The following is a 12953-nucleotide window of genomic DNA, read 5'->3' on the forward strand; positions in this document are numbered from 1 at the left end:
TCAAGGCAGGCAACCATGGCGCAACAGGTTTGGTACGTTGCAACAAATGTAGGAGCGGATTTATCCGCGATGCGCCGCGCGGGCGGCGCTCGATCTCACTGGCACCCAAAACCTCAAGCCAACACCCAAAGCCCATCACTGCGGCTGATTCTGGCTGAGGAACTTGTCCACCTCTGCCTTGCCCTCCCCCGGATCCCCCGCCACCTGCCACAGGTGCCGTTCGATCCCCTGGGCCAGCAAATGCCCCACCGCCGCCTCGATCGCCGACAGCACACACAGCTGCGCCGGTTCGTTGGTGGTGTAGCCCACCTCGGCTTCCAGCAACTTCTTGAACTCGATGAACTTGAACACCCCGGCATTGCGGCCAATCGAGTAGATGGTCTTGCTGGTCATCACGTTGGCCAGCACCTGCCCGGTGCGCACGTCCACCGCACGCAGGTTGACCGTGACCTGGTCGACCCGGTACTCGCGGGAAATGTCGACGCCGAGATAACGGGCTCCCTCGCCGCCGCTGCGCACGTTGGTGTCGTAGGCGATGATGCCGCCTTCAAGCATCAGGTTGGCAGCCTGCAGCGGTGGCAGTTCGCTCATGATGTTTTCGGGCACATCGGGCTTTTTCTGCGAAGCACGGATGATCTTGCGTTCGGTCAGCAGGTTCTGCAGGCCCTCGCGCTCCAGCACCACGAACCAGCCGCTGGCATTCAGGGCATCCATCAGCATGCTCGCTGCCCCCTGGGTGACACTGGTGGAGAACGAGCTGGCCGGGGTCGGCTTGTACTGCCCGGTCTGGTCGCGGAAGCCATACACCACGGCCATCAAGCGGCCTTTGGGGCGCGGCATGTTGATCAGGTCATAGTAGGTCGAAGCGCGTGGCGTCAAGGTCGGGGTTTCCGTGTCCTGTTCGGCCGGCATTGGCTCGCGCAGGCCGCAGCCTTGCAGGCCCGCAAGGGTGGCGACGATCAGTAGAGTGCTCAGCAGACGTTTCATGGTGCTCTCTCCCCAGCTAAACGGCCAGTCCCTCTCAGGGGTTCAGGCCACTGACCTCAATGAGCGAAGTTTCTCCGGTAGCGCGGTCGGTGACCTTGATGCTCAGGGCACCGGAGTCATCGATGACATCGATCAGGAACGCATCGGTGGCCATGCTGCCGGTCTTGCCGTTGCTGATGTTGTCCATCAGCTGCGACAACATCCGCGACTCCAGCTGGTTGCTGAAGCGCTCCAGGGCCGAGGTCCCGCCAATGGCGGAGGCGCGGTCCTTGAGGTCCGGGTCGTCGTAGTCGTTCTGCGCCTGGGCGTTGTTCAACAGCCAAGTGCCGTTCAACGGGTTGCCACCGAACGCCGGGTTGACCGGGGTGTACACCAGCTCGGTGGCCTGGACGGTGCAGGCACCGAGCAGCAGGCCAGCCGCCAGGTAACGGGGTATGCACGTGTTCATAGCTCATCCCTCTCCAGATCAGTGGTGTCCTGCAGCAGACGTTGCAGCTTGCGCTGAATGACCTCCTGCTTGACCAGGTCGGCGGCCATCACCGCCTCTTCTTTTAATTGAGTGACGTTCGGGGGCAGAAAGCGGCGGTACAGCACGTCGCGGTCGAACTCCACGGTCACCAGGCTGCCCCAGCGGGCATCGGGGCGCTCGCGCACCACCAGGTTGAAGTCCAGGCGGCTGGTGGCACGCAGGCGGTCGGCAAAGTAGTAGTAAAAGTCGTGGCCGATGTGCGAGATGGTGTTGTCGACGATGAAGCCCTTCATCTCGTCCTCGGCGTCGGCCATGGCCGCGCCCGGCAACCCGGCTGCCAGCAGCAGGCACAGGTACAGCGCGTGCAGGCGTTTCATGGCGTGTCTCCCGGGCCTGCATGGGTACGGGCGCCACCGGCGCTTTCGTTGAAGGCCTGCTCGGCGACGAACTGCCAGTCGCTGTAGTGCTCCAGGCCTTCGAAACCGGAGAACTGCGTCTCGAAGCCGCTGCGTTTGAACGGAGTGGCATCGGAGCGGCTGTGCACCCCGGTGATACGGCCATCGATGGCGCGCAGCAGGCCCCAGTCGTCGCTGTTGGTGATCGGGTCCGGGTACAAGCGGCGGATGTGCCGCTTGGCCTGCGGGAAGCGGTTGTCCTCGAGCAGGTCGGCAAGCTCCTTGGGGTACTGGGCCAGGCCTGGCGAGGCGCGATAGTAGCTGCGCAGGGCCTGGGCATACTGGCCACCGACCCACAGCAGCTCGCGCTCATGCTCGCGCTGGGCGACGCTGGACCACACCGTGCCGGTCGCTGCCAGGGCTACGCTGCTGATTGCGATCAGCACAAGCACGCCCAGGTAGGTGAAGCCGGCGCTGGCCTTACCATTCCGCGAACAGGCTGCCATCACGCGCCCTCCCTGTGGCACCGCTCTTGATATCGGCGACGCCGCCGGCCACGCCCTCGGGCGGTGGCACCAACTGCCAGGCGTCGCTGCGCTCGGTGATCGGGTCAACCGGGGTATTGCGCAGATAGCGCTGCTCCACCAGTTGTTCCAGTGATTCCGGGTAGTGGCCAGTGTCGCCGTAGTAATGGTCCAGGGCTTCACGCAGCACCGACAGGCTCTGGCGCAAGGTGGCCTCGCGGGAGCTGTCCAGGCTGTTGAAGTAGCGCGGCATGGCGATAGTCATCAGCGTGGCGATGATCGCCATCACCACCAGCAGTTCGATCAGGGTGAAGCCTCGGCTGCGTTTCATGGCCGTCACCATTGCCCGTAGGGGATGTTGTTAAGGCCCTTGCCGCGGGCCTTGGAATACACGTCGAAGACGTCTTCGCCTTCACGCGGGTTGTCGGGGCTGCTGGCGTACGCACGCAGGCCCCAACCGCCTTCGTCCTCGCTTTTGGCCGCCACCAGCGGGTCGTGCGGGATGCGCCGCAGGAAGTAGAACTTGGCGCCCTTGGCGCTGCGCACATCGCGCACGCCATCGACCAGCACCTGCAGGTTCGGCGGGTAGCCGCTGGCATCCAGGCGCTTTTCGATGAACCCGGCGTCAAAGGCACGCTTGTAGGCATCGATCGCGTCGCGGATCTGGTACAGCGCCTCGCGCAGCTGCTGCTCCTTGCCACGGCGCACCACCGTTTCGGTCAGTGGCGCGGCCATGGTCGCGAGCATCCCGAGCAGGGCCAGGGTCAGCACCACTTCGATCAGGCTGAAACCCTGCTGGCGACGTTTCATGGCCGTGGGCTCACGGTGATCGGGGCTGGGGCAGTGGCCACCTGGCTTTGCACCACCGGTGCGCTGTCCTGGCTGTCGCTCGGTATGTCGCCTGGCACATCACGCACTGGCAGCGGCGCCGCCTGGCGCACCTGCATGCTCGACTCGGTGCCGGTGCCGAACTCCATATCCGAGGGGCTCTGGTACGGCAGGTTGCGTACGATGCGCGGGGTGATCGCCAGCACCAGCTCGGACTTGCTCATGTCGTCCTTGTTGCTGCCGAACAAGCGCCCCAGGCCAGGGATGTCGCCAAGGCCAGGGATCTTGTTGCCGCTGGCGTTGTGGTCGTTGCGCACCAGGCCGGCCAGCACCTGGGTTTCGCCATCGTGCAAGCGCAGGCTGGTCTGCGCGTTGCGGGTATCGACCTGAACCGGGATGGTGCCCTGGCGGGTGGCCTCCAGCGGCGTGGCGTTACTCACTTCCAGGGCAATCTTGATCGCAACTTCGTTGTTCAGGTGCACGGTGGGCTGTACTTCAAGCTTCAGACCAACATCCAGGTAGGTGACGCTTTCGGTGATCACCGGGCCTTGGGTGGACGGCACCGAGGTGGCACTGATGATCGGCACCCGCTGGCCGATGTGGATGCGCGCCTGCTCACGGTTGCTGACGCGGATCACCGGGCTGGCCAGGGTGTTGATGTCCTTGTCCTGGGCATTGATCTTGGCCTGCGGGGCCGGCGAAATGCTGATGCGGCTGGAGTTGATGCCGCGCAGTTGGTCGAGCACGCTGACCGGGTTGCCATCGTTGGTCAGCACGCCGAAGGTGTTCGGCCATTGCAGGCCGAGGTCGAGGATGCGCGAGGTGGCGACTTCCATCACCTCCACTTCCAGCACCACTTCCGGGTTGGACTGGTCCTGCGACTGCAGCAGTTTTTCGGCCATGCGCACGGCATCGGGGGTATCGCGCATGGTCAGGGTGTTGAGGCGTTCGTCGACGAACACGTCACGGGTCTTGAGCATGGTCTTGACCATGTTCAGCGCGGTGTTGGCGTCGATGCTGGTCAGGTAGAAAGTGCGCATGACCAGTTCCTGGTAGTCCTTGGTCTTCTGCGGCGAATCGGGGTAGACCAGCAAGGTGTTGTCGTTGACGATCTTCTGGCGCAGCTGGTTCTGCTCCAACAGCAGCGCGATGGCATCTTCGATACGCACGTCACGCACGAAGATCGTGGCTTTCATGTCTGGGCGCAGGTCCTTGTCGAAGATGAAGTTGATGCCGGCGACCTGCGACAGCACTTCGAAGATAGTCTTCAGGCCCGCGTCGCGGAACTCCAGGGTCACCGGGCGCTCCAGCTTGCTGCGCAGTTGCGGAAACGGCTGCGCGGTGCGGGCCTGCACGTTCTCGATGTCGGTGCGCAGCGCGATGCCTTTCTGGTTCTGTGGATCCAGGCGCAGCACTTCGCGCATGTAGCGCTCTGCGCCGAACAGGTCACCTTGGCGCAATGCGGCCTGGCCCAGCGCCACGCGCTCGTCGAGGGTGCGGATGAGCTCCAGGTTACGGATACCTTCCTGGGCGCGGCGGTTGTTCGGCTCGATGGTCAGCACCCGGCTGTAGCCCATGCGGGCACTGGTGAAGTCGTGGCGGATACGGTCGGCATCAGCCTGGCTGATCAGCGCTTCCACCGCAGCCTGGCGTCCGTGGGCCAGGGCGATGTTCAGCTCGGTGTCGCGCGGGTTTTCGCTCAGGGCTTCTTCCAGGCGGGCGATCCCGGCCTCGTACTGGCCTTCCTTCATCAGCTCGGCGCTGTCCTTGCGCACCCCGCTGGAGCCGCAGCCGGCGATGGCCACGCACAGCGCCAGCAGCATGAACGGAGCAGGCTTGCACATCTTCGACGACTTCATGGTGCGCTCCCTACAGACAAGGTCTGTGACTGATGCAAAGGCAGATAAACCAGGTCCAGCTCATTGGCCGAAACGTTGTCGAGGCGGTAGGTGCTGTCGATCACGTCCCCCTTGCGCACGACGTACAGCTTTTCTCCGCTCTGCAGGAAGATCTGCAGGTCGTCGCGGTCGCCCATGCGGCCGACGAACTGGAACGGCAGCGCCGGGGCGGTGGGGGCCGCAGTTACCACGGGCGCGGCGGCTACGGGTTGTTCGGTGACGGTGGCCAAGGCTTGTGGCTTGGTCCATTGCTGAGCTGGGAACAGATCCCTGGAAGCCTGTTCCGGCGCCTTCGCGGCGGTTCGGCGCCCCGATGAACCCGCTCCCACAGGGGCGGCGTCGCCTGCGGAACCTGTGGGAGCGGGTTTACCCGCGAAGGGAGCGACGCTATCTTCCTGGTTAAACCAGTGCCCTGGCGCCCAAGCCAACGCTGCCGATACCCCCAAAAAGCCCAGCCACATCACTGCGCGTTGAGTGTTCATCACGACCTCGACAGGTAGAGGGTCAGGCGTACCCGGCCGTTGAGTTCGGTGTCGCCGATGGTTTTACGCTGCAGCTCCAGGTCTTCAAGTACCAGGGTCGGCAGCTGGCCGATCAGGCCGCGCAGAAAGCCGCGGATCTGCGGGTAGCTGCCGCGCACTGGCAGGATGATCTGGTAGCGCGACAGCTGGGTCTTGGGATCGACCCCCAAGGCGTACTCACCGCGCGCCAGGCTGATGTGCTCGGCGCTGGCCAGGTGGTACAGGCGTTCGATCAGCTCGCTGGCTTCTGGCTGCCCGGGCAGCTGCTGGCGCAGGCTGTCCAGCGCCTGCTGTTCAGGCTTGACGGCGACCTTCAGCTCGCCGCGCTTGACCCGTTCGACTTGCACCCTGGCATCGGCTTCGCTGGCGCGCAATTCGCGCACCGCCTGCCACTGCGGGACTACGCCAACCAGCGCGATACCAACGGCGAGCACGGCGACTGCGGCGGCGCCCAGGCCGACCGGGCCGATGCGGCGCAGGTGCTCCTGAAGGACCAAGCTGTTTACAGCATCAGGGACGCGCATGGCCGGTCTCCCAGGTGGCGGTAAGGTTGAAACGCACCGGGTGCTCGGCTTGCCCGGCCACCACTTCGTGGTTGAGCAGCGAGACATCGCTGAGCGCGTCGCTTTGCTCCAGGCGCTGGTGGTACTGCAGCATCGCTTCCAGGTTGCGAGCCTCGGCGGTGATACGGACCTGGCCCTTGCGCGCATCCGGGGTCAAGGTCAGCAGTGCAACGTCTTCCTGCGGCTGCGCTTCGAGCATGGCGAACAGCTGTTGCCAGGGCCGTTGCAGCTGCTGCGAGACGCTGCGCATCTGCGCCAGGCGTTCGGCCTGCTCGCGGCTGGCGGCGCTGTTCTGTGGGGCAGCCGGTGCCGGGCGACGGCCCAGTTGCAGTTCCAGGCTGTGCACGCGGGCGTCCAGGTCTAGCTGCTCGACCTGCAGCTGCTGCTGCACCAGCACCAGCAAGGCGACGGTGGCTGCACTCAGGGCCAGCAGCGACCAGGCCAACGGGCCACTGCGACGGGGCTGGAATTCCAGGTCGAGGCGGCGCATGTCAGGCCACCGCCCGCCACATGGCGCATAGCGGGTCGCTGTCGGCGGCCGGTTGGCACAGCTGCACCGCCGTCAGTTGCGGCACATCGCCCCGCCCCGGGGCATGCAGGTAGACCCGTGGCAGGTGCTCGCCGTATAGCTCGCAGGTGCGTTCGATCAACGCCTGCAGAGCCTGGTCGCTGTCGGCGCAGCCTTGGGCCAGCACCTGTTGCCAGGCGCCACCGGCCGCCAGCAGCAACACGCTGCGGCGCGGTTCGGCGAGCACGAACAGGAAGTCGCCCTGCTCCAGTTGCGCCGAGCAGCGGTTGTAGGCGGCCATCAGGTACGGCTGCACCGAGCGCAGGCTCAGGCGGCTTTCCCGGCCCAAGGTCTGCAGGCCTTGCAGCAGTGCCTCGGGCAGCGCGGTGGCGATGCGCGCGGCCCCGGCAGGCTCGGGCGAGAGGACGATGCGCCAGTCGTCCAGCGACTGACCGTAGAGGTTCTCGAAGCAGGCCCGGGCGTAGGCATCCAGCTCGCGTGGGTGGCCGATGGCATCGCTCCACGGCACCAGGCAGAAGCGGCTGTAGCGGGCCGACAGCAGCACCCGCAACTGTGCTCCCTTGACAGCATGCTCGGCCAGCAGCGCACTCAGGGTTTGCAAGGCGGCTTCCCAGGCCGGTTGCTGCGCGGCATCGCAGGTAAACGCGCGGCTGCCCAGCCACTGATGTTGATTGGCGTGCCAGCAACCCAGGCCGACACCTTCAGCACCCAGTACGGCGCTGTACTTGTAAGCGCCACGATCAGATGAATGTGACACGGTTGATCTCCTCGAGTGTGGTGCGGCCATCGCGGACCAGGTCCAGGGCCGAGGCACGCAGCAGGCGCAGGCCGCGCTGGCAGGCCAGCTGCTTGATCTGCGCCAGGGGGCGGCGTTCGACGATCATCTGCCGCAGGTCGTCGTCCAGGTGCAGCAGTTCGGCAATCGCGCTGCGCCCGCGGTAGCCGCTGCCACGGCACTGGCCGCAACCCTGGGCGCGGACGAACTTCCAACCGGTTACTGCTGCGCGGGTCAGGCCCGAAGCGGTGAGGATTTCGTCATCGGCCTCGCAGGGCGTGCAGCAGTGCGGGCAGGCCAGGCGGATCAGGCGCTGGGCCAGCACGGCGTTGAGGGCAGAGACGAAGCTGTAGGGGTCGACCTGCATCTGGCTGAAGCGGCCGATCACATCGAAGACGTTGTTGGCGTGGATGGTGGTGAACACCAGGTGGCCGGTGAGCGCCGACTGCACGGCGATCTGTGCGGTGTCCGGATCGCGGATCTCACCGACCAGGATCTTGTCCGGGTCGTGGCGCAGGATAGAGCGCAGGCCGCGGGCGAAGGTCAGGCCTTTCTTCTCGTTGACCGGAATCTGTAGCACGCCGGGCAGCTGGTATTCGACCGGGTCTTCGATGGTGATGATCTTGTCCACGCCGTGGTTGATCTCGCTGATCATCGCGTACAGGGTGGTGGTCTTGCCGCTGCCGGTAGGCCCAGTGACCAGGATCATGCCATAGGGCTCGCAAGCCAGCCGGCGCAGGGCACGCAGGGTTTCGTCGGCAAACCCCAGGGCCTGCAACTGCACGCCGCTGACGCGGTCGGACAGGTCTTGCTTGTCGAGCACCCGCAGCACCGCGTCCTCGCCGAAGATGCTTGGCATGATCGACACACGGAAGTCGATCTGCCGCTCGCCGATGGCGACCTTGAAGCGGCCGTCCTGGGGCACGCGTTTTTCGCCGATGTCCAGTTCGGCCATGACCTTGATGCGCGAGATCACCTGGTCGGCGAAGGCACTGCCACTGGCCTTGCCGGCGCCATTTAGCACACCGTCGATACGGTACTTGATGGTCAGGCCCTGGCCGGTCATGCCCAGGTGGATGTCGCTGGCATGCTGTTTGAGGGCGTCGTACAGGGTCGAGTTGACCAGCTTGACCACCTTGCTCTGGTCTTCACTGATGCTGGTCAGCGACAAGCGTTGCAGCGGGTCGTTATCACCACTGGCTTCGCCGTCATGGTCAAGGGCGTCGACGGCGTGGAAGCTTTCTTCGTGGCGGGCCAGGAAGGTGGCCAGGTCGGCGGGGTGGGCCAGGTAAAGAGGCGCGCCCTGAAGGTTGTCGTCGATCCAGGCCAGGCGGGCGTGGTCGAAGGGGTCGGCGAACACGCCGATCAGCTCGCCGCCCTGCTCGATCAGCACGAACTCGCGCTTCAGGCACTGGGCCAGACTGACCTTGTCGAAGCGTGGGGTGCTGGCCAGCAGGGCCTGGGTTTGCAGCACCGGGTAATGCAGGGTAAGGCCCAGGCGCTGGATGAAGCAGTCGGGAGTTTCGTTGGCCAGCCGCTCCAGGCAGTTGAGCAGGCGTTCGTCGCCAGCTTGCAGGCGGGCCTGGGCCAAAAGGTCGCGAGGATAGGCGCTGTGCTTGCCGGCAAGTGTATCGAGTGCGTCTGACATGGCCTGCGACTCCGCTCAGGGGCGCGTCGCAGGCTGGCTTGGCCAGGGTAGCGGGCGCCGCTATTCCCCGGTGAGCAGTTGGTCGTCGTCAGGTCCTGGGGGCTTGGCGCCACTACGGCGGCGATCGGCCAACACCCAGCTGCCATCGTACAACTGCAAGGGGAACGATTCGTTCCTGTTCTGGCGTCGTTCGATAAACCCTTCGGCTGGATCGTCAGTTGCCCTGCGCCGGCGCTCGATGCCCATCAGGTCGAAGATCGCGCGGGCCAGTTCCGCCATCGGGAACGGCTTGAACAGGACATGACTCACACCAAGATCGGCGGCCCGCTCACGGACTTCGACAGTCGGGTGGGCGGTGATCAGCACGAAATGGCACTGCCTGTTCTTGCGCACGGTCTCCAGAACCTGAAACCCCTCCATGTCGGGCAAGCGGTAATCCAGCACAATCACTTTCGGTGCCAGGCTTTGAGCCTGCTCGATACCACTGGCACCGTCGTGGGCGACGTGAGCTTCCAGGCCTTGTGCCTGCAGGTACGCTTGCAGGTTCTGCGCAAGGGTCTGTTCGTCATCGACTACCAATACTCTGTTCACCAAGGTCGACTCCCAAATACTGCCCGGTTACCCGGTTTGCGAAGTGCGGCCTCGATAAGGCTTGAGCAGGCTTCGTGCCAGGCGTGAATAGACATTTCGCACCACTGTAAGTCATTGATCTTGCTCGGTTGTGCCAAACCCTGCAACACAGGCACAGGCGCTGTTCCCCACAACCGGGGAAGGTGATGGCACTTTGCCAAACCGTTATTCCCCAGTTTTGGGGAAATCCATTCGTGGGCCTCAGTCAGCGACCTCCACTGTAGCGGATTCGCGCAAACGTTGGCGCACGGATTGGCGCGCCTGCGCCTGCAACTGGCCGATGAGCGCAGCCTTGGCCAGCTCCAGGCCCGGTTCGGGTATGACCGAGGTATTAGCACTTTGGTTCTGCGCACCTTGCAGTGTCTGCCGATTGGCCTGGTAGAACGCCTCGATTTCGCCTCGGCTGGGCTCGTCTACCGCGCTGAGCTGGGCGTACACCTGCTGCGCGGCCAATTCGTGGCGCAGGTAATCAGCGTACTGCGCCCGGTTGAAACCTGCATCTGCCAGGCGCCTTTCGAACAGGGCCGGGCTACCGATGGCGGCCTCGATCTGACCTACCTGCGCTGATACCTGTTCATCACTAATGTGAATACCCTGGCGCTGCGCCTCTTGCCAGAGCAATTCCTTGTCGATCAGTTCGTCCAGCGCCTGCCCGCGCAGGCGCTTGTACAGCGTCGGGTTGCGGATGCTGGCCACCGCCCTGCCCTGGGCCTGCAGGTACTCGCTGAAATAGCGCTCCAGGCGCATCAGGTCGATGTTCACGCCGTTGACCCGTGCAACGGGCACGTCGGCCCAGCTCGCGTTGGCGATCACCAGCAACAGGCACAGCAACAGGATACGCATGCTTACCTCCGCTCAAGGGCTGTCCACTACGGGTCGGTACGGGGCAACAGCGGTAAACCGGGGCCCGGGCAGCGCCACTGCGACGACATGGGCCCCGGCCATGCCCTGGCGCTTGCCGGGGCCGAAGCCCAGCGCCGGGGTCAGGCCTGTTTCGACATCGTGCAGGCTCTCCAGGGCGGCCACCAGCTGTTCGCGGCTGGCATCGCGGCCAATCTGCTTCAAGGCTTCGGTCAGCAGCTTCAAGGCGCACAAGGTGTTGACCTGCAGCGATGCCTGGCGTGGGTCGAGGCCATGGCGCTGTTGCAGGCCGGCCAGTGCCGCCATGCCCTGCTCGGTCCAGTCGTCCGGCACGAAGGGATAGGCCAGGAAAACCCGTTGCGACCACTGCGTCGGCAAGCTGGCCACCGCTGCCGCTACCTGGCTTGAGGCAGCGAACAGGTACGGTTCACGCCCCTCGGCCTGTAGCGCCTGGGCCAGCGCCGCAAAGGCCTGGGCGCGGCCGATGAAGACGATGCCCGGCCCTGCGACGGCCTGACCGTCAAAGGCCTGGATCGCTGGTGCTGCCCAGCCTTGCTGGAGCAAACGTTCGCGCACCTGCTCGGCCAATGCCGCTTGTTCGTTGCCGGCGTACACCACGCGCAAGCCATCGGGCGCCAGGCCCAGGGCGCCCTTGGCATGGGCAGCCAGGCTCAGCAATTGGCTGGCAATACCGGGCAAGGGGTCGAAAATCTGTGAGCTGCCACCGCTGCGCGGTGTGCTGCCGATCAAAGGCACGCGCCGTTGTTCGAGCAGCGTTGGCAGCTGCTGATCGAGCATGGGCGCCAGCGGCGCGATCAAGGTGAACACCTGGTCCTGGTCCAGCATGCGCTGCAAGGCATGCTCGGCACTGGCCTGGTCGCTGCCGGTATCGGCCACCACCAGTTCCAGGCGCCGACCATGAATACCGCCCTGCTGGTTGATCTGCTCCACACCATCTTCCAGCACCGCGCGCACGACATGCCCGGCGCCAGCCAGCGGACCACTGGCTGGCAGCAGGGTCCCCAGGCGCAGCACACCCTCCTCCACGCCAGGGTCGCGCTCTTCGCCCAGGCGCTTGAGATACGCCGTGAGATTGCGCTGGTCGGCCAAGGTCAGCTCGAAGCGTGGCATGGCCACGTCCAGGCCATTACCGGCCGGGTCGACGCCGTGCTGGATGGCGCGGGCCAACGTGCCGTCGCTGTAGGCCGGGTAGCGGCGACCGTTGCTTTGCCGCTCACCCTGCCCCTGCGCCAGGCGCTGCCAGTCGAGGCTGGGTGGGCGAACCCCACCTTCGGTGCGCCCGCGCCCGTCAGTGCCGTGGCAACTGGCACAGGGCAGCACGCTGGCGGGCACGCTCATGCCGCTGGCGCCGACGCGGGCCATCAGCTGTGCGTCGCTGGCCGATACCCCGTTTCGATACAGGCGCTTGCCAGCTTGCTCGTTGGCGGTGAGTTCCAAGGCCCATGCCGAACTGCTGAACATCTCCAGCAGATAAACCACCAGGAGAACGCAAACCCCTGTCGGAGCGGCCTTGCGTCGCGAAAGGGGCGCGTAGCGGCCCCAGGATTTCAACTTCGCCGCAAAGATCGCCGGGGCTGCTGCGCAACCCTTTCGCGACGCAAGGCCGCTCCTACAGGCATCGCGCAACGGCTCCAACAGGGGCCGGGCCATGGCTGCTAGCGCCCGGCCAATGGCTGAGCCAGCAGCTGCATGCGCTGGGCGATGGCGGCGGGCGGTGCATCCGGGCGGATCTTGCTCCAGCGCTTGCCGGCCACGTCACCGGCAATCAGTTGGGTCGAGTGCTGCTCGGGGCTGGGCAGGAACTGGCCAATGCGCCCCAGCACCAGGTCGACATTGGCCTTGTCACCGGTCAGGAACAGCCAGTTGGCGCTGTCCACGCCTTGCTTCTCGGCAAACGCCTTGAGCGCTGCCGGGGTGTCGTTGAGCGGGTCGCTGCTGATCGACACGAAGGTCACCTGGCTGGCCAGTTCCGGCCCCATGGCATCGCGCACGTCTCGCAGCTTGCGGGTGATCAGCGGGCAGGCGTCGGTGCAGTGGGTGAAAATCACGTTGAGCATCACCACCTTGTCCTTGAGCACATCGCTGTAGAAGCGCAGTGCGCGGCCATTCTGGTCCTTGAGTACGGTGTCGGTGAACCAGGTCTGCGCATCGCGGGTACCGCCACCGCTGGTCATGGCCGGCGGCGCCGGTTGCGGGCTGGGCCCTTGCGGCGCATGGCCGTCGTGGGCGAAAGCGACCGAGCTGAGGATCCACAGCACGGCCACCAGGGCCAGCCAGTCGGTGCTGCGCATCGTGGTGTGGCGG

Annotated in this window: 16 protein-coding genes; all 16 read right to left on the reverse strand. The window is 65.2% G+C overall.

The annotated features are described in order from the left end of the window. Positions 1-135: 135 nt before the first annotated feature. Complete coding sequence (locus APH27_RS15315) at positions 136-987, reverse strand: CsgG/HfaB family protein (RefSeq protein ID WP_027916700.1); 852 nt, start codon at positions 985-987, stop codon at positions 136-138. A 34-nt stretch (positions 988-1021) separates the two neighbouring features. Then, positions 1022-1435: a curli assembly protein CsgF gene (locus tag APH27_RS15320; protein WP_060485256.1), complete on the reverse strand. Its 414-nt coding sequence runs from the start codon at positions 1433-1435 to the stop codon at positions 1022-1024. Beyond that, complete coding sequence (csgE, locus tag APH27_RS15325; protein WP_027916702.1) at positions 1432-1833, reverse strand: curli production assembly/transport protein CsgE; 402 nt, start codon at positions 1831-1833, stop codon at positions 1432-1434. The genes APH27_RS15320 and csgE overlap by 4 nt, the downstream gene beginning before the upstream one ends. Next, positions 1830-2357, reverse strand: a complete 528-nt coding sequence (locus APH27_RS15330) for a type II secretion system protein (protein ID WP_060485257.1) — start codon at positions 2355-2357, stop codon at positions 1830-1832. The genes csgE and APH27_RS15330 overlap by 4 nt, the downstream gene beginning before the upstream one ends. Further along, positions 2332-2706, reverse strand: coding sequence for a type II secretion system protein (locus APH27_RS15335; protein WP_027916704.1), 375 nt, complete (start codon positions 2704-2706; stop codon positions 2332-2334). The genes APH27_RS15330 and APH27_RS15335 overlap by 26 nt, the downstream gene beginning before the upstream one ends. Positions 2707-2711: 5 nt before the next feature. After that, a complete protein-coding gene (locus APH27_RS15340; RefSeq protein ID WP_027916705.1) occupies positions 2712-3185 on the reverse strand; it encodes a type II secretion system protein in 474 nt (157 codons plus the stop codon). Continuing rightward, positions 3182-5062: a secretin N-terminal domain-containing protein gene (locus tag APH27_RS15345; protein WP_060485258.1), complete on the reverse strand. Its 1881-nt coding sequence runs from the start codon at positions 5060-5062 to the stop codon at positions 3182-3184. The genes APH27_RS15340 and APH27_RS15345 overlap by 4 nt, the downstream gene beginning before the upstream one ends. Further along, positions 5059-5583 (reverse strand): hypothetical protein, encoded by a 525-nt coding sequence (locus APH27_RS15350; protein ID WP_060485259.1) that lies wholly within the window; start codon positions 5581-5583, stop codon positions 5059-5061. The genes APH27_RS15345 and APH27_RS15350 overlap by 4 nt, the downstream gene beginning before the upstream one ends. Continuing rightward, positions 5583-6146 (reverse strand): type 4a pilus biogenesis protein PilO, encoded by a 564-nt coding sequence (pilO, locus tag APH27_RS15355; RefSeq protein WP_027916708.1) that lies wholly within the window; start codon positions 6144-6146, stop codon positions 5583-5585. Before pilO ends, APH27_RS15350 begins: the two co-directional genes overlap by 1 nt. Next, entirely contained in the window at positions 6133-6675 is a 543-nt protein-coding gene (locus APH27_RS15360) for a PilN domain-containing protein (protein WP_060485260.1), read from the reverse strand. The genes pilO and APH27_RS15360 overlap by 14 nt, the downstream gene beginning before the upstream one ends. A 1-nt stretch (position 6676) precedes the next feature. Beyond that, a complete protein-coding gene (locus tag APH27_RS15365) occupies positions 6677-7471 on the reverse strand; it encodes a hypothetical protein (RefSeq protein ID WP_027916710.1) in 795 nt (264 codons plus the stop codon). Next, the gene (locus tag APH27_RS15370; RefSeq protein ID WP_060485261.1) at positions 7455-9137 is read right to left on the reverse strand and encodes a GspE/PulE family protein; all 1683 of its coding nucleotides are present in this window, start codon (positions 9135-9137) and stop codon (positions 7455-7457) included. Before APH27_RS15370 ends, APH27_RS15365 begins: the two co-directional genes overlap by 17 nt. 60 nt (positions 9138-9197) lie before the next feature. Then, positions 9198-9731, reverse strand: coding sequence for a response regulator (locus tag APH27_RS15375; protein ID WP_027916712.1), 534 nt, complete (start codon positions 9729-9731; stop codon positions 9198-9200). A 237-nt stretch (positions 9732-9968) separates the two neighbouring features. Next, entirely contained in the window at positions 9969-10610 is a 642-nt protein-coding gene (locus tag APH27_RS15380; protein WP_060485262.1) for a SurA N-terminal domain-containing protein, read from the reverse strand. Positions 10611-10622: 12 nt separating this feature from the next. Further along, positions 10623-12110 carry an ABC transporter substrate-binding protein gene (locus APH27_RS15385; RefSeq protein WP_060485263.1) on the reverse strand — a complete coding sequence of 496 codons (1488 nt, stop codon included), beginning with the start codon at positions 12108-12110 and terminating at the stop codon, positions 10623-10625. Between the two features lie 194 nt (positions 12111-12304). Then, on the reverse strand, positions 12305-12940 hold the full coding sequence (locus APH27_RS15390; RefSeq protein WP_371260221.1) for an SCO family protein: 636 nt from the start codon (positions 12938-12940) through the stop codon (positions 12305-12307). Positions 12941-12953: the final 13 nt, after the last annotated feature.

This window comes from Pseudomonas sp. NBRC 111123, assembly GCF_001320205.1.
Lineage (GTDB): Bacteria > Pseudomonadota > Gammaproteobacteria > Pseudomonadales > Pseudomonadaceae > Aquipseudomonas > Aquipseudomonas putida_J.

Bases quoted from the DNA above. Each gene is read 5' to 3' on its own strand.
- APH27_RS15380 (WP_060485262.1), bottom strand. From the start codon at position 10,610: ATGCGTATCCTGTTGCTGTGCCTGTTGCTGGTGATCGCCAACGCGAGC.
- APH27_RS15350 (WP_060485259.1), bottom strand. From the start codon at position 5,583: ATGAACACTCAACGCGCAGTGATGTGGCTGGGCTTTTTGGGGGTATCG.
- APH27_RS15320 (WP_060485256.1), bottom strand. From the start codon at position 1,435: ATGAACACGTGCATACCCCGTTACCTGGCGGCTGGCCTGCTGCTCGGT.
- csgE (WP_027916702.1), bottom strand. From the start codon at position 1,833: ATGAAACGCCTGCACGCGCTGTACCTGTGCCTGCTGCTGGCAGCCGGG.
- APH27_RS15360 (WP_060485260.1), bottom strand. From the start codon at position 6,675: ATGCGCCGCCTCGACCTGGAATTCCAGCCCCGTCGCAGTGGCCCGTTG.
- APH27_RS15330 (WP_060485257.1), bottom strand. From the start codon at position 2,357: ATGGCAGCCTGTTCGCGGAATGGTAAGGCCAGCGCCGGCTTCACCTAC.
- APH27_RS15370 (WP_060485261.1), bottom strand. From the start codon at position 9,137: ATGTCAGACGCACTCGATACACTTGCCGGCAAGCACAGCGCCTATCCT.
- APH27_RS15385 (WP_060485263.1), bottom strand. From the start codon at position 12,110: ATGTTCAGCAGTTCGGCATGGGCCTTGGAACTCACCGCCAACGAGCAA.
- APH27_RS15390 (WP_371260221.1), bottom strand. From the start codon at position 12,940: ATGCGCAGCACCGACTGGCTGGCCCTGGTGGCCGTGCTGTGGATCCTC.
- pilO (WP_027916708.1), bottom strand. From the start codon at position 6,146: ATGCGCGTCCCTGATGCTGTAAACAGCTTGGTCCTTCAGGAGCACCTG.
- APH27_RS15335 (WP_027916704.1), bottom strand. From the start codon at position 2,706: ATGAAACGCAGCCGAGGCTTCACCCTGATCGAACTGCTGGTGGTGATG.
- APH27_RS15345 (WP_060485258.1), bottom strand. From the start codon at position 5,062: ATGAAGTCGTCGAAGATGTGCAAGCCTGCTCCGTTCATGCTGCTGGCG.
- APH27_RS15315 (WP_027916700.1), bottom strand. From the start codon at position 987: ATGAAACGTCTGCTGAGCACTCTACTGATCGTCGCCACCCTTGCGGGC.
- APH27_RS15340 (WP_027916705.1), bottom strand. From the start codon at position 3,185: ATGAAACGTCGCCAGCAGGGTTTCAGCCTGATCGAAGTGGTGCTGACC.